Source organism: Halolamina sp. C58 (assembly GCF_051195095.1).
In the GTDB taxonomy this organism is placed as follows: Archaea; Halobacteriota; Halobacteria; order Halobacteriales; family Haloferacaceae; genus Halolamina.
Genome location: NZ_JBNTJY010000002.1, coordinates 1 through 13,706, shown reverse-complemented (window position 1 = coordinate 13,706; position 13,706 = coordinate 1). Strand labels below are relative to the sequence as shown.

At 69.6% G+C, this 13,706-nt stretch carries 15 protein-coding genes and 1 tRNA gene; 6 read left to right on the top strand and 10 right to left on the bottom strand.

Features of this window, described 5'->3' with window-relative positions; translation table 11 throughout:
* Positions 1-81: 81 nt before the first annotated feature.
* The gene (locus tag ACQUSM_RS10450) at positions 82-1,620 is read left to right on the top strand and encodes a hypothetical protein (RefSeq protein ID WP_435118354.1); all 1,539 of its coding nucleotides are present in this window, start codon (positions 82-84) and stop codon (positions 1,618-1,620) included.
* Positions 1,621-1,758: 138 nt separating this feature from the next.
* Here ACQUSM_RS10450 and psmB read toward each other — a convergent pair whose 3' ends face one another.
* A complete protein-coding gene (gene psmB / locus ACQUSM_RS10445) occupies positions 1,759-2,484 on the bottom strand; it encodes an archaeal proteasome endopeptidase complex subunit beta (RefSeq protein WP_435118352.1) in 726 nt (241 codons plus the stop codon).
* A gap of 115 nt (positions 2,485-2,599) precedes the next feature.
* A complete protein-coding gene (locus ACQUSM_RS10440) occupies positions 2,600-2,767 on the bottom strand; it encodes a hypothetical protein (protein WP_435118350.1) in 168 nt (55 codons plus the stop codon).
* Positions 2,768-3,018: 251 nt separating this feature from the next.
* Here ACQUSM_RS10440 and ACQUSM_RS10435 point away from each other — a divergent pair, with 251 nt between their 5' ends.
* Complete coding sequence (locus ACQUSM_RS10435; protein WP_435118348.1) at positions 3,019-3,462, top strand: DUF5799 family protein; 444 nt, start codon at positions 3,019-3,021, stop codon at positions 3,460-3,462.
* 19 nt (positions 3,463-3,481) lie between these two features.
* On the opposite strand, the gene ACQUSM_RS10430 is transcribed toward ACQUSM_RS10435, so the two are convergent.
* A complete protein-coding gene (locus ACQUSM_RS10430) occupies positions 3,482-3,694 on the bottom strand; it encodes a hypothetical protein (RefSeq protein WP_435118346.1) in 213 nt (70 codons plus the stop codon).
* An 81-nt stretch (positions 3,695-3,775) separates the two neighbouring features.
* On the opposite strand from ACQUSM_RS10430, the gene ACQUSM_RS10425 reads away from it, so the two are divergent.
* Positions 3,776-4,066 (top strand): DUF5779 family protein, encoded by a 291-nt coding sequence (locus tag ACQUSM_RS10425; RefSeq protein ID WP_435118345.1) that lies wholly within the window; start codon positions 3,776-3,778, stop codon positions 4,064-4,066.
* 108 nt (positions 4,067-4,174) lie between these two features.
* A complete protein-coding gene (locus ACQUSM_RS10420) occupies positions 4,175-4,654 on the top strand; it encodes an SRPBCC family protein (RefSeq protein ID WP_435118343.1) in 480 nt (159 codons plus the stop codon).
* A gap of 7 nt (positions 4,655-4,661) precedes the next feature.
* On the opposite strand, the gene ACQUSM_RS10415 is transcribed toward ACQUSM_RS10420, so the two are convergent.
* Together ACQUSM_RS10415 and ACQUSM_RS10410 are read right to left on the bottom strand one after the other, a co-directional pair.
* Positions 4,662-5,174: a carotenoid biosynthesis protein gene (locus tag ACQUSM_RS10415; protein WP_435118341.1), complete on the bottom strand. Its 513-nt coding sequence runs from the start codon at positions 5,172-5,174 to the stop codon at positions 4,662-4,664.
* Positions 5,167-6,054 (bottom strand): DMT family transporter, encoded by an 888-nt coding sequence (locus tag ACQUSM_RS10410; RefSeq protein ID WP_435119689.1) that lies wholly within the window; start codon positions 6,052-6,054, stop codon positions 5,167-5,169. The genes ACQUSM_RS10415 and ACQUSM_RS10410 overlap by 8 nt, the downstream gene beginning before the upstream one ends.
* 204 nt (positions 6,055-6,258) lie before the next feature.
* On the opposite strand from ACQUSM_RS10410, the gene ACQUSM_RS10405 reads away from it, so the two are divergent.
* A tRNA-Tyr gene (locus ACQUSM_RS10405) sits at positions 6,259-6,332 on the top strand.
* Between the two features lie 192 nt (positions 6,333-6,524).
* Here the strand turns inward: ACQUSM_RS10405 and ACQUSM_RS10400 are convergent.
* The 3 genes from ACQUSM_RS10400 to ACQUSM_RS10390 form a co-directional block, all read right to left on the bottom strand.
* Positions 6,525-7,688, bottom strand: coding sequence for a CaiB/BaiF CoA transferase family protein (locus ACQUSM_RS10400; RefSeq protein WP_435118340.1), 1,164 nt, complete (start codon positions 7,686-7,688; stop codon positions 6,525-6,527).
* 92 nt (positions 7,689-7,780) lie between these two features.
* A complete protein-coding gene (locus tag ACQUSM_RS10395) occupies positions 7,781-8,542 on the bottom strand; it encodes a hypothetical protein (RefSeq protein WP_435118339.1) in 762 nt (253 codons plus the stop codon).
* A gap of 92 nt (positions 8,543-8,634) precedes the next feature.
* Positions 8,635-10,530, bottom strand: coding sequence for a DEAD/DEAH box helicase (locus tag ACQUSM_RS10390; RefSeq protein ID WP_435118337.1), 1,896 nt, complete (start codon positions 10,528-10,530; stop codon positions 8,635-8,637).
* Positions 10,531-10,760: 230 nt separating this feature from the next.
* On the opposite strand from ACQUSM_RS10390, the gene ACQUSM_RS10385 reads away from it, so the two are divergent.
* Entirely contained in the window at positions 10,761-12,062 is a 1,302-nt protein-coding gene (locus ACQUSM_RS10385; RefSeq protein WP_435118335.1) for an erythromycin esterase family protein, read from the top strand.
* On the opposite strand, the gene ACQUSM_RS10380 is transcribed toward ACQUSM_RS10385, so the two are convergent.
* Positions 12,059-12,670, bottom strand: a complete 612-nt coding sequence (locus ACQUSM_RS10380; protein WP_435118333.1) for a hypothetical protein — start codon at positions 12,668-12,670, stop codon at positions 12,059-12,061. The genes ACQUSM_RS10385 and ACQUSM_RS10380 overlap by 4 nt on opposite strands.
* A gap of 95 nt (positions 12,671-12,765) precedes the next feature.
* A complete protein-coding gene (locus ACQUSM_RS10375) occupies positions 12,766-13,326 on the bottom strand; it encodes a TATA-box-binding protein (protein ID WP_435118331.1) in 561 nt (186 codons plus the stop codon).
* Positions 13,327-13,706: the final 380 nt, after the last annotated feature.

The following is a 13,706-nucleotide window of genomic DNA, read 5'->3' as shown; positions in this document are numbered from 1 at the left end:
GCAACCCCCAAAAAAGGCCGCCGATGCGGCGCCGACCGTCGGCCCACGGGTTCTTCCCTGTCCGTACACACAGCCACGAGCATGGAGCAGACGCTCGCCGACCGCGTCAGGGAACTGCAGTCGGTCGACCCCGACGCGTTCGCCCAACAGGCCGCTCAGGACGCGGAAGTCGTGAAGTCGCTGCTCCGCGAGGGGGCGTTCGACAACCACCGCGCCGTGGTGGGAATGGAGTACGAGTTCTACGCCGCCGCCGACGGCCGCTGGGCCGAGAACGACGCGACCGACGGCACGCTGATGCGGGTGCCCCGACGGCTGTTCGATCTGATCGACTTCGAGAAGGAGCTCGGGCTGCACAACGCCGAGATGACCACCAGCCCGCAGCCGTTCAACAGCTACGGGATGGCCGCACAGTCCGCCGAGATCCGCTCACACCTCCAGAACGCTCGCGACTGCACCAAAGCCGAGGGGATGCGGCTGGTCAGCGACGGCATCTGGACGATCCCGCCCGCGGGCGAAACCGCGCGGGAGTACCTCACCGACAGCGTCGTCGACGACGGCGTCCGGATCGCGGTCAACATGAGCGACGCCGTGCGCTACCACGCGATGTCCAACACCGACGCGATCGACCCGCCGATGAGCGTCGACGCGCCCAACGTCGACCTCGACGCGGACACGGTGATGCCCGAGAGCCTGATCACGTCGATCCAGCCCCACTACCAGATGAGTCGGGCGGCCGACCTCCCCCGGCACCACACGTACGCGCTCCGGATCGCCGGCCCGCTGCTCGCGCTGGGGGTGAACGCGCCGTTCTTCCCGCCGGACCTCTACGCGGACGGCGTCGACGCCGAGACGATCCTCGACGAGGCGTACATGGAGCACCGCATCGCCGTCTTCGAGTCGGTGCTCAACACCGCCGACGCGGAGAAGGTCACGTTCCCGCCGGATCTGGACACCGTCGAGGAGGCCGTCGACCGCATCGCGGGCGACGACGTGGTGGTACCGATCCCGACCGACGACGAGGACGGCGACCGCTTCGACGACCAGTTCCCCACGTTCCGGGCGAAACACGGCACGTACTGGCGCTGGGTGCGGCCGGTGTTCGGTGGCTCGACCCGCTCGGACGCCAACGCACGCATCGAGTTCCGCCCGCTGCCCGGCCAGCCGACGGTGAAGGACACCGTCTCCTTCCTCGCGGCCTTCGCCGGGCTGATGCAGCAGCTCCCCCGGCACGGCCATCCGGTCGACGAGCTCGACTGGGCGACCGCCGAGTCGAACTTCTACGACGCCATGCGGTCCGGGCTCGACGCCGACCTCCACTGGATCACCGCCGACGGCGAGCGAACGACCGACACCGACGACCTGTACGACGACCTGCTCGCGAACGCGAGGGCGGGGCTGCAGTCGGCGGGCTGCTCGGCGGCCGCCGCCGAGGAGTATCTCACGCCGCTGCGCTACCGCGTCGAGAACCGCGTGACGCCGGCGTCCTGGAAGTTCGACCGCGTACGCGACCGGATCGAGAGCGGCGAGTCGTTCGCCGACGCGGTGCAGGACACCAAACGCGAGTACGTCCACCAGCAGCGCGAGACGCTGCTACAGGGGGCGTTCGCGGACTGGACGTAGAACGGCCGCACGGCTGGTCGATCGTGGAAAACGCGGGAGAACGTGGAGGTAACGTCGTGCCGATGTGGCAGACACGATCGCGGCATCGGCTCCGAGCAGCGACACGACGGTCGCTGCCGGTCGCGCGCCGCGATCGGTTTACAGCAGCGAGTCGATGTCCTTCTCCTTCGTGACCTCGACGCCCTCGTCGGTCACGACGGCGATGTTGATCCCGTTGCCGGAGGCGGTGTCCCGCTCCATCGCGCTCTTGATCGCCTTCGTCGCGACGGTCTTGGCGTCCTCGACGCCCATCTCCTCGTCGAACTCCTGTTCGAGCACGCCCAGCGCGAACTGGGAGCCGGAGCCGGAGACGGCGTAGTTCTCCTCGGTCGTGCCGCCCAGCGCGTCGATGGAGTAGACGTGCGCGCCGGTGTCGTCGACGCCGCCGAGGATGGGGGAGACGATGTAGAACGCGCCCGAGCGGAGGAGGTTCCCCGTCAGCGTGGAGAGCGCCTGCATCGACATCTGCTTGCTGCGGCGGACCTCGAACAGGTTCGACTCGGCTTTCAGCGTCTCGATCAGCGACTGGGCCGCCGACACCGAGCCGGCGATGGTGAGCGCGCCCGTCGGGTGGATCTGCTCCACCTTCTGGACGTCCTTGCTGGAGACCATGTTGCCCATGCTGGCACGCATGTCCGTCGCGAGCACGACCGCGTCGCCGGCGTTGATGCCGATCGTGGTCGTCCCGGTCTTCATCCCTTCGTCAGTCGCGGCCTGAGCACGACGCTCGTCGGCGTGGGGGAACTCCCCGAGTTCGGGGCCGAAAACGTCGGACTGGTCGCCGCTCAGCGGGTCGAGTCCTGACCGATCAGCAGGTGTTCGCATTGACGAACGCTAATCGGGGAACGCTGATAAAGCCACCCCTTCGGGGAGAACTCCCCGCTTTCGAAACCCCCGGCGGCGCCGCTTCGGGGGCCGGCGTTCGGCGAAAACAGTCCCGCTACTCCGTCGCCTCGTAGGCCGCCTTCGTCCCGTCGACGGCCCGGCCGAGCGGCAGCGGGATCCCGAGTCGACGGGTGAACAGCGCGACCGGCAGCAGCGCGATCCCGAGCAGGACCGTGAGCTGGTAGAGTGCGAACAGCGCGACGCGGCGGATGGTTCGGCTCATCTCCGTGCCCGTTCGGATCGGGTCGTGGTATAAGTACTTGTCGGGGTCGGGTTCGGACTCACCGCGACGCTTGCATGCGTTTCTACTCTAGTTGTGTCGAGGGAAATCGGACTGGGATATCGGATAAAGACGGGCGATAACGCGCGGGGCTCATGGGGAGTATCGCTGTAAGTTATGCAGGCGTTCGATCGATGGTGCGCGGCGACTGCGCTGGGGAAACCCTGAAACGCACCCTCGGCGTACGGGGCGGTATGAGCGAGTCAGATTGGACCGACGCCATCGTCGGCGAACGGATGGCGGTCGACCAGCAGTTCTCCGCGGAGGTCCGTGACTCCCCGTTCTCGAACCAGGAGTGGGGGCTGATCATGACGGCGGCGGAGTTCGAGATCGTCGACGCCGACGATCCCGAGAACGCCCGAATCGTGCCGAACACCGAGAAGCTGGCGGGGATCATGCCCGAAGTCGAGAAGATGGAACAGGGGATGGGCCCCGGCCCCGGTGGCGGCAGCGATGGTGGCGGGGGCGGCGTGTTCTCCTCGGTGAAAGACGCCCTCGGCGTCGGCGGCGACGACGGCGGCGAGCCCGAACGGATCGACGAGGCCGAGGAGCTGCTCGAACGCTACGCCGAGACGCTACAGGAACACCTGGTCGAGAAAGGCCGCTGGGAACAGGTCCGCATCGCGTACCAGGAGTAGGGCGCTCCCGACGCCGGCGTTAGCTGTTGGCGATCTCGGCGTCGTCGAGCGGGAAGTCGACGTCGACCTCCTCGCGACTCTCCTCGGTCAGCGTGAGTTCGAGCGCCTGCCCGCAGTCCGGGCAGGGGACGATGACGTCGATCCGGAGCGACTCGCCGGCACCGCGGATATCCGTGACGGTGCTGTCGGTGGTCGTGAGGTACTCGCTGTCGAGCTCGTGGTCACAGGCCATACCACCTCTTGTGCGGCCACCCGTTTCAGTACATCGGCCGTCGCCGACTGGTTTTTAACCGTCTCCCGCCCAACGGCGGGTATGAGCGATTTCGGCCTCGACCTCACCCGCGCCGAGGAGGAGCTCCCCGACAACGACGACGCGGTGGGTGACGTGGTGCTGGGTGTGCTGGACGGCGAGACGGACGACGAGGAATGGATCGACGCCGTCCGGTCGGGCGACGTGCTCGTCCTCGACGTGGCGGGCGACCTGAACACGCTGGCGGCGGGGTTCGCCAGAGAGATCCGGGCGGAGGGCGGGTCGCTGACCCACTTCCGGGGGTTCCTCGTCGTGACCCCGCCCGGGATGGAGATCGACGCCGATAGGCTGTAGCCGAGCGATTCGTGTCGCCGCTGTCGTGGCGTCGTGCGCCAGACGTTTCTCCACGCCTACCGGCCGGTAGCCCCCGCCGTTATCCCGACGCCGCCCGTAGCCCTACCTATGCCCACGTACACGCGCCGCACTCGCGTCGACGCCCCGCTCTCGGAGGTCTGGGCGTTCCACTCCCGGGTCGAGGGGCTGGAGGCACTCACCCCCGGGTTCATGAACCTCGCCGTCGGGGAGGTCCGCGGCCCCGACGGCGAGCCCGACCCCGAAGTGCTGATGCAGGGCAGCGAGATCGAGATGTCGCTGCGCCCGTTCGGCGTCGGGCCGCGCCAGCGCTGGACCTCGGTGATCACCGACCGCGAGGAGGGCAACGGCGTGGCGTGGTTCCGCGACGAGATGCGCGGCGGGCCGTTCCCGCGCTGGAAGCACACCCACCGCTTCCGGGGGGACGGCGACGGGACGGTGATCGAGGACCGCGTCGTCTACCGGCTCCCGCTGGGTGGGCTCGGGCGGGCGCTCGGGCCGCTGGGCGTCGTCGGGTTCGAGCCGATGTTCCGCTACCGCCACCGGCGGACGAAGCAACTGCTGGAGTAGCCACTTTTCACACCGCGGCCGGCAGCAGCGCCGTCACGAACACGACGCCGAGCCAGCCCGCGGCGTTCCACCACGGCACACCGCGGACGCGCGGGCCGGGGAGCACGTCCGCGTACGCCCACGCGCCGTCGCGGACCGCTCGCGGTTCGACTGCGGCGTCGGCCAGCGTCGCGAGCACCGCCGCCAGCCAGGCGACGGCAACCGGGCCGCCGACGACCAGCGACGCCGCGCGGACCGCGAGGTAGACGACTGCGGGCCACGCGAGCAGGATCGAGACGGGGACGCCCGCCAGTTTCGGCCGGAGGTGGTGGGTGAACAGTCCGGCCCGGATCGCGGGCGCCTCGACGGCGAACGCGACCGCGATACCGCCGGCGAACAGCGCGACCGCCTCCGCGGGCGGCCACGTCAGCAGCGCGTGGAGCAGCGTCGCGAGAAACAGCGCGATCTGACTGCCGACGTACCGCCGCGCCGTGTCGGAATCGATGGGCCGGCCGGTCGCGAAACGGGACGGGTCAGTCACGGTTCCGCGCCTCGGCGGTGAGGTAGATCCCCAGCAGGACGACGGCGCCGCCGACGATCGTTGTCGGCGTCGGCACCTCGCCGGGGAGCAGCAGCATCGCGAGCACGGTGCTCCCGACGGGCTCGCCCAGCAGGCTGACCGAGACGACGCCGGACTCGACGTGGGCGAGCGCCCAGTTGATCACGGTGTGGCCGAAGATCCCCGGACCGACCGCCATCCCGAGGAACAGCAGCCACTCGTGGCGCGGGTAGTCGACGAGCGGGGCGTTCTGTGCGACGGCGATCGCGAGCAGGACGACCGAGCAGGCGACGTACACGACGACGACGTACGGGACGAGTGAGACGCGCTGTCGGAGCGACCGCCCGGCGAGCACGTACGCGGCGGCGCAGACGGCGCCGACGAGCGCGAGCGCGTTGCCGTACGTGCTCGTGCCCGCCAGCCCCGACGAGCTGCCGATCCCCATCGCCGCGAGCAGGGGATCGCCCAGCGACATCGTGGCGGCGCCGACCAGCGCGACGGCGATGCCGACGAGCATCCGACGGGTGAGCCGTTCGTCGAGCAGCCCCCACGCGCCGACGGCGACGAACAGCGGCTGGCTCTGGACCAGCGTCACGCTGGCGGCGACGGAGGTGTGGTTCAGGCTCTCGAACCACGACGCGAAATGCAGCGCGAGCGCGACGCCGGTGAGCCCCGCCACGCCCAGATCCCGGAGCTCGATCGCCCGGAACTCGTGGCGGTAGCGGCCGACCGCCCACGGCAGCAGGAACGCGGTCGTGAACAGCACGCGGTAGAACGCCTTCACGACGCTCGGCGCGCCCGACCAGCGGATCAGGATGGCGCTGGTGCTGACGGCGACGACGGCGACGGCCAGCGCGGCCATCGGCGGGACTCGATCCTCGACGGCGGCGAAAGACACGGGGAACGCTCCTCTCGCCGGGTGCTTACCCGTTTCGGAGGGAGCAATCGAGTGGCGTCCCCGGCCGATTCGGTCGTCAGAGGGGCCGTCGTCGTCGGGCGATACTGACTCACGTAGCGAGGCCAAGAGACAATCCTTAAGTCCGAACCCGGACCTACGTGGAAGTGCCCGCCCTTAGCTCAGACTGGTAGAGCAGCCGACTGTAGATCGGCTTGCCCCCCGTTCAAATCGGGGAGGGCGGACTGAACTTCAACACCCGTGAGCGATAGCGAACGGTGTTGGGTGTGAAGGACGACCGACCCGATTTGAGCACGGAAGTGCAGCCGAGCGCAGCGAGGTCGTCTTCCGGAGTTCAAATCGGGGAGGGCGGACTTTCTCCTTCCGACGCTCGATCGACCAGCGTCACGTACGTCGGCGACGGTCCGAGCTCCGGATCAGATCACGTCCCGCTCGCGCAGCGCCTCGATCGTTGCCGCGTCGACGCCGACCGACTCGAGCACCTCCCTCGTGTGTTCGCCCATCTCCGGCAGTCCGGTATCGGGCCCGCGCCGGCGCTCCGGCGTCGCTTTCGCGGGAAACCCGACCCGGGGGGTGCCGTCGTCCCCGACGATGCCGCGACTCCTGATCTGGGGATCGTCGATCGCCTCATTCGGCGTCCGGACGGGCGCGAACATCACGTCCTGCTCGCCCAGTTCCGCCTCCCACTCCGCCTGCGTCTTCGACCGGAACGTCGTCGCGAGCGTCTCCCGGACCGCCTCCCGGACGGCGTCGTCCTCGGCGTGGTGTTTCTCGATCAGTTCGGGGTGGTCCAGCGCCGTACAGAGGTTCCGCCAGAACTTCGGTTCGAGCGCGGCGATCGAGACGTATCGGTCGTCCGCGGTCCGGTAGAGGTCGTAGCAGGGGAGCTTCCCGGTCAGTTCGGTCTCCCGCGGGCGCGGATCGTTCCCGGCGAACGCCGCCGACGCCACTGGCTGGGCGAACGACAGTATCGCGTCGGTCATCGAGACGTCGACGAAGCTCCCCGATCGGTTGCCGAGCGATCGGCTGAGCAGCGCGCTCACGATACTGAACGCGGCGAAGAGCCCGCCGGCCATGTCGCCGATCGGGTAGCCCGGGATCGCGGGCTTCCCGTCGGTCCGCTCCCGCGTCATGTCGACCAGCCCGGCGACGCTCGCGTAGTTGAGGTCGTGCCCGACTCGATCGCGGTACGGCCCGCCCTGCCCGTACCCCGAGAGCGAGCAGTAGACGATCTCCGGATTCTGCTCGCGAACCGACTCGTAGTCGACGCCGAGCTTCTCGGCGACGCCCGGCCGGAACTGCTCGATCACCACGTCGGCGTCTTCGACCAGTTCGGCGAACAGTTCGCGCCCGTCGTCGTCCTCGAGGTCGAGCGTGACGCTCCGCTTCCCCTCGTTCACCGCCGCGAATATCGTCCCGACGCCCTCCTGCGTCTTCGGCGCCATGGACCGCGCGTAGTCGCCGACGCCCGGCTCCTCGACTTTGACGACGTCGGCGTTCATGTCCGCGAGGAGCTGTGTCGCGTACGGCCCCGGCAGCAGCCGCGTCAGGTCGAGAACGCGAACCCCCGTGAGATCCATACGCCGCCTCCACCCCGAACACGCTTAAAAAGTGGTTCCGGAGGGGGTCCGCTCCACTCGCTCCCGACCGGTATCGGCGACGAGCCGACTGCCTACGACTCCGGCTCGGCCCACGGATCGTCGGCGTCCGTGGGCTCCAGTGCGCGCTCGATGTCGGCTTCGTCGAACTCCGTGGAGGACAGCACCATCGCGAGGCGCTGCCAGCGGGCGCTGAGGTCGCCCTCGCCCTCAGGGCCCACGCGGGCGCCGTGGGTCTTGAAGAACTCCGTGCCACGGCCGCGGCGCGACCCCTCCCCGGTGTGGCCGTCGAACACCGCGTCGAAGCGGCCGCCGGGTTCGAGGTCGCTGACGGGGAAGTCGTGGCTCGGCTCCTCGCCGCGCTCGCGGGCCTCGGCGCGGCGCTCCGCGACGGCGCCGAAGTACTCGTCGGCGTTGGCGGCCTCACGGGAGGACTCCGCGCGGGCACACGCGAGCGCCGCGTGCACGGCACAGAGGCGGCCCCGCCACTCGTCGGGCTCCCAGCGTTCGGTCGCCAGCTCCTCGTAGCGCGCCACCTGCGTCGCGATGTCCTGCCCGGCCCGGAGGTCCTCGACGACGTAGAGGTTCAGTCGCTCCCAGAGGTTCCAGCCGAACCCCGAGCGCGCGAGCTCCCACGCGGCCCACGCCGCGATCTCCTCGTCGGAGCGCCGGACCGCCTTCTGGAGCAGGCTGGAGACGACGTAGCGGCTGAAGCCGCCGTCGGTCTCGTCGGGGTCTTTCTCCTCGCCGAAGTCGTCCTCGCCGGTCGCTTCCGGTGGCCGATCGGTCTCCAGCGTGCCGTCGCTGCCGAACGTCGCCTGTCGCTCGTCGCCCATGTGCCCGTCGCCGGCGGCCGGCGCCTAAACGCTCTCGGTCCGCCGGATTCGCGGGGACTGATTTCGGCGCCCGGCTGGGAACTCGCTCCGGCTCAGGCGTCTGTTTCCGTCGAGCCTTCGCCGTCGCCGCTCCCCTCGTCGTCGTTCGCGCCGTCACCTTCGTCGCTGTCCGGCTCGTCCGTCTCGTCGCCGACGACCGTCTCGTGGACGCGGACGCCTTTCTCCGCGAGGTGGCGCATCTGCTTGCGGGCGAACTCCTCCTCGCGGGTGCCGTGGGTTGCGAGCACGACCACCTCCGCGCGCCCGACCGGGCGCATCGTGCGGCCCGCGCGCTGGGCACCCTGCCGACGGGAGCCGCCGAGGCCCGACGCGACGACCGCCAGTTCGGCGTTGGGGAGGTCGATCCCCTCGTCGCCGACGCGGGAGACCACCAACGCGTCGCGCTCGCCCGTGCGGAACGACTCGAACAGGCGCTCGCGGCGGTGGTGGGGGGTCTCGCCCGAGACGAACGGGGCGTCGAGCTCGTCGGCGATCGCCTCGCCCTGATCGAGGTAGTCGACGAACACCAGCGCCTTCCCGTCGTGGTCGGCGAGCAGGCGCTCGATCTCCTCGACCTTCCGGGGGTTGGTGGCGGCCAGTTGGTGGCGCTCCCGACCGTCGGCGCTGGCGTACTCGTTCTCGGCCAGTTCGTCGTCCCACGGGAGGTAGCGGAGCTCGACCTCCGGTTCGGCGACGAAGCCGGCGTCGAACAGCGCCGACCAGTCCGTCCCGAGCGGCGGGCCGATCAGGGTGTAGATGTCGGTCTCGTCGTCGCTCTCCCGAACCGGGGTGGCAGTGAGCCCGAGGCGGTGTTTGCTCTGGAGCGCGGCGGATCGACGGAACACCGGCGCCGGGACGTGGTGGGCCTCGTCGAACACGATCAGCCCCCACTCGCGGTCGTCGAACAGCGAGCGGTGGCGGTCCATCCCCGCGATCTGGTAGGTGGCGATCGTGATCGGCCGGAGCTGCTTCTGCCCGCCGTGGTACTCGCCGACCTGCTCCGCGTCGACCGTGGTGTGGCGCTCGATCTCCTCGCGCCACTGCCCCGCGAGTTCGCGCGAGGGGACGAGGATCAGCGTCTCTCCCCCGACCGACGCGAGCGCACCGAGTGCGGCGACGGTCTTCCCCGAGCCGGGCGGCCCCACGAGTACGCCGGCCTGCTTCTCGAGGAAGCTGTCGACCCAGGACTGCTGGTACTCCCGGAGGTCCGTCGTGAGTTCGGCGTCGATGGGGTCGCCGCTCTCGAGGTCGCGGTCGTCGACGACGGGGTAGCCCGCCTCGTAGAGGGTGCGTTTGATGCTCGCGATCGCGTCCTCGTTGACCCACGCCTCGGTGTCGGAGATGGGCGCCCGGATCGCGTCGTCGTCGAGTTTCTCCATCGCGACGTTGCCCATCAGGTCGTCGGTCGCGGCGGTCAGGACGGTGTAGCCGTCCTCGTGGGTGTCGAGCCGGAAGCGGTTGGCCCGCTTCCACTGGCTCTCGACCCACTCCTCCAGCCCCTCGTACCGGCGGGGGAACACGCCCCGCATCGCGAGGATCAGGTCGGCGACGCCGTCGAAGGGAGCGGACCAGACGTCCTCCGGACGGATCCGGTAGAGGTAGCCGCGCGTGCCGGGCTCGGTGCCCGTGGTGTCGACGAGGTGGGCGAACTGCGAGAGGCGGGCCTGCGTGTACTGGGTCGGGCGGTCGACGACGATCTCCCGCCGTTCGGGGAAGACGACCACGCGCTCACGCGAAGCGAGCTCGCCCCACTCGGTCGGGTACCAGACCACGGGATCGTTCTCCACGTCGACGCGTTCGAGCAGCCCGTCCTCGGCGAGGGACGAGAGCGCCTCGTCGGCGTCGGCCTGTGACTCGTCGAGGCGGCGGGCGAACTCGTCGGCCGTGAGCAGCGGCCGCCCCTCCGCCTCGACGGCGTCGTAGAACTCCGAGAGAGTGAGATCCGTCATTACCCGCGGTTGGCGGTCGTGGGGAATACGGCTTGCGACCGCGGGGCGTCGTCGAGCAGTCGGGGAAACGCTCTTGGGTCGCCCGCGTGAGCAGGCGGACGATGCTGGTCGTTCGTCGGTGAGCGTCGGTCGATCGTCGGTGGATCGCGTGCGGTAGCCGCGCGTCCGCCGGCCGTCGCCGCCCGTTTTCTCGACCCCGGAGCGCCCGCTCACTACCGACATCCACGACGATGACGAACGACACCACCGGCACGACACGAACTGAATCGACCGACGAGACAGAACACCCCGCGTCCGTCATCGCGGGCCTGCGTGCACACGCACACGAACTCGGCACGTGTGACCCAACGACCGACATCGCGGACGACGCGCTGCCCGAGGAGATCGGCGACGCCGCAGTCGTCGCGCTCGGGGAGGGAACGCACGGGACACGCGAGTTCTTCCGACTCAAGCACCGGCTGCTTCGCTGGCTCGTGACCGAGGTGGGCGTGCGCACGTTCGCGATGGAGGCCAACGCGCCGGAGGCGCGGGCACTCGACGAGTACGTCGTCCACGGCCGGGGGGAGCCGGACGCCGGGCTCGCGGATCTCTACTTCTGGACGTGGCAGACCGACGAACTGCTCGCGCTGGTGGAGTGGCTCCGAGGGTTCAACGAGGGGCGGCCGCTCGACGACCGTGTTCGGTTCCGTGGGTTCGACGCACAGTACACGCAGGGCGCGGTCGACGCGCTCCTCGCCGAGTTCGGCGACGAACTCCCGCCGGCTCTCACGGACGCTCTCCACCTGATCGGCGACGACGGGACTCGCCCCGCGAACGACGATCGGGTCGAGGCGCGGATCGACACTGCGGAGCGTGTGATCCCTCGCGTACGCGACGCGCTCGGGAGCGACGGGCAGGCGCGTCGGCCGCTCCGGGTGATCGAACAGGCGACGGCGTACAAACGTACGCTCGTCGACTGGGAGGCGGCCGACGAAGGCAGCGACGCCGAGTCGGCCGCGATGCGGGAAGCGCTTCGCGTCCGTGACCGCGTGATGGCCGAGAACGTCGCACGGATCGAAGAGCGGGCCGACGGGCCCGTCGCCATCTGGGGACACGACGCACACGTCAACCGAGATCGGCACGCGTACCGCGCGTTCGAGGTCGCCGCACCGTCGATGGGCAGCCAGCTCGCGGCGTGGTACGGCGACGACTACTACGCGGTCGGGTTCGCGTTCGGTCGCGGATCGTTCCAGGCGATCGATCGGACTGGCGACGGACGCGGGCTCACGTCGTTCGAACTCTCCGATCCCGTTCCGGGGACTGTCGAGTCGGCGCTCGACGAGGCGGGCGTCGGGACTGCGCTGCTGGATCTCCGGCGCGGGGGTGGGGACCCGCGGCTGCGTGAGTGGCTGACGGCGCCGCGAGAACGGTTCTCGGTCGGGGCGACGTACGACGGCGACCCGACGGGGTATCTGACAGCGTATTCGGTCGGCGAGGCGTTCGACGCGCTGTGTTTCGTTCCGGGGACGACGCGGGCGCGGCCGCTCGACTAGCGCGAGCAGTCGGCGCGGTCGAGCTCGCCCTTTGACCGGAACCGGCCGTGACAGTCGACACAGCGCAGGTGGCCGTCGCCGGGTTCGGTGACCAGCTCGTGGCCGCGGACGTAGAACGGCCGGGGGACGTCCCGCGGGCGGATGTGCTCGGGGACGTGCTCGTCGGAGCGCTCCGAGAGCGTGCTGCGGAGCCGGATCGTCTCCACGTCGGTCCGGTCCCACCGCTCCGAGCGCTGGGCGGCGCCGATGTCGGCGATCTCCGTCCACGCGGTGACGACCACCGGCGAGGCGGTCTCGGTGTCACAGACGACCACGACGAGCCGGACGCCCGCCTCGACGCGGGCGAACCGCCAGCCGTCGCTGCTGTTCCAGCGGAGCTGCCCCCCGCGGATCGCGGCGTCGATCCCGTCGAGGGTGACGTAGCGGCCGCCCTGTGCGAGCCGCTCGCGGACGTGGTCGGTCAGGGAGTACTGGCCGGGGTTCCGGATCGGCGGGTCCTCCGGCCGTCGCCGGGCAGCCTCGGGGACCGCCGCCTGCTCGGCCGTACGGTGCGTCGTCTCTGGGCCCGGGGCGCCCCGGCCGTCCGGGCCGTGGTCACGGGATGCCACTACCGGCGGCTTCGTACTGGAGGGTTATTCCTCTTGCGCCGGTATCACACTGCGTCAGCGCGACGAAAAACGGGTCGGGAGGCGGCGTCGCCGGTTCAGCTGAGGAGCCCGAGCCCCTCGATGCGCTCGACGATCTGCTCGACTGCCTCCTGTGCGTCCTCGGTGCGCTTCCCGCCCGTGATGACGATCTTCCCCGAGCCGAACAGGAGGATCACCACGTCGGGCTCGTCCATGCGGTAGACGAGACCGGGGAACTGTTCGGGCTCGTACTCGACGTCCTCGAGCCCCAGCCCGATCGCGAGCGCGTTGAGGTTGAGGTTGTGCCCGAGGTCGGCGCTGGAGACGATGTTCTGGACGGTGATCTCCGGGTCCTCCTCGACCGGGATGGTGAGGTCGCGGAGCTTCTCGAAGATGATGCCCAGCGCCTCGTGGACGTCGTCGATGCTCTTCGCGCCCGTGCACACGATCTTCCCCGAGCGGAAGATCAGCGCCGCCGCCTTCGGACTCTGCGTCCGGTAGACGAGGCCGGGGAAGTTGTCGGGGTTGAAGTCGGCGCCCGGGAGGTCCTCCGCCAACGCTTCGAGGTCGAGCTCCTGCCCGATACCCGTCGATGCGACCACGTTCTGGATCTCAATTGAGTCTGCCGGCGAACTCATCGTTCACCCTTTATTGCTCCCCCAGTCCTTATAAACGGTTCCCTTATATACCGGCTCGCCGGTATCGACGGCGAATCGTGGGAACGTTCTCGCACGGTAACGCCACCCAGTGGCCGATCGAAACATCAGGGTTAAGTATTCCACACCCATCGAATGGAATGCGAAGAACGCGCCGCGGCCCGGGGCGATCCGGGACGGTGCGTGGACCCGGCTCGCTTCGATGGGTTTATGACCCATCGAGCGAAACATACGGGTCCGAAGAAAGATGAGGACGCCGCCCCCGTGGTCCGCCACAGGACGGCTTCTGATGCGAGCCTTGGTAGTTCGGTGTCCCCCGGTTCGGCCGGCGGACAGCGAACGGTAACCGATACGCAAGACCA

Excerpts from the sequence above, each read along its gene's own strand:
- ACQUSM_RS10450 (WP_435118354.1), top strand. The coding sequence starts at position 82 with ATGGAGCAGACGCTCGCCGACCGCGTCAGGGAACTGCAGTCGGTCGAC.
- psmB (WP_435118352.1), bottom strand. The coding sequence starts at position 2,484 with ATGCGAACACCTGCTGATCGGTCAGGACTCGACCCGCTGAGCGGCGAC.
- ACQUSM_RS10440 (WP_435118350.1), bottom strand. The coding sequence starts at position 2,767 with ATGAGCCGAACCATCCGCCGCGTCGCGCTGTTCGCACTCTACCAGCTC.
- ACQUSM_RS10435 (WP_435118348.1), top strand. The coding sequence starts at position 3,019 with ATGAGCGAGTCAGATTGGACCGACGCCATCGTCGGCGAACGGATGGCG.
- ACQUSM_RS10430 (WP_435118346.1), bottom strand. The coding sequence starts at position 3,694 with ATGGCCTGTGACCACGAGCTCGACAGCGAGTACCTCACGACCACCGAC.
- ACQUSM_RS10425 (WP_435118345.1), top strand. The coding sequence starts at position 3,776 with ATGAGCGATTTCGGCCTCGACCTCACCCGCGCCGAGGAGGAGCTCCCC.
- ACQUSM_RS10420 (WP_435118343.1), top strand. The coding sequence starts at position 4,175 with ATGCCCACGTACACGCGCCGCACTCGCGTCGACGCCCCGCTCTCGGAG.
- ACQUSM_RS10410 (WP_435119689.1), bottom strand. The coding sequence starts at position 6,054 with ATGGCCGCGCTGGCCGTCGCCGTCGTCGCCGTCAGCACCAGCGCCATC.
- ACQUSM_RS10400 (WP_435118340.1), bottom strand. The coding sequence starts at position 7,688 with ATGGATCTCACGGGGGTTCGCGTTCTCGACCTGACGCGGCTGCTGCCG.
- ACQUSM_RS10395 (WP_435118339.1), bottom strand. The coding sequence starts at position 8,542 with ATGGGCGACGAGCGACAGGCGACGTTCGGCAGCGACGGCACGCTGGAG.
- ACQUSM_RS10390 (WP_435118337.1), bottom strand. The coding sequence starts at position 10,530 with ATGACGGATCTCACTCTCTCGGAGTTCTACGACGCCGTCGAGGCGGAG.
- ACQUSM_RS10385 (WP_435118335.1), top strand. The coding sequence starts at position 10,761 with ATGACGAACGACACCACCGGCACGACACGAACTGAATCGACCGACGAG.
- ACQUSM_RS10375 (WP_435118331.1), bottom strand. The coding sequence starts at position 13,326 with ATGAGTTCGCCGGCAGACTCAATTGAGATCCAGAACGTGGTCGCATCG.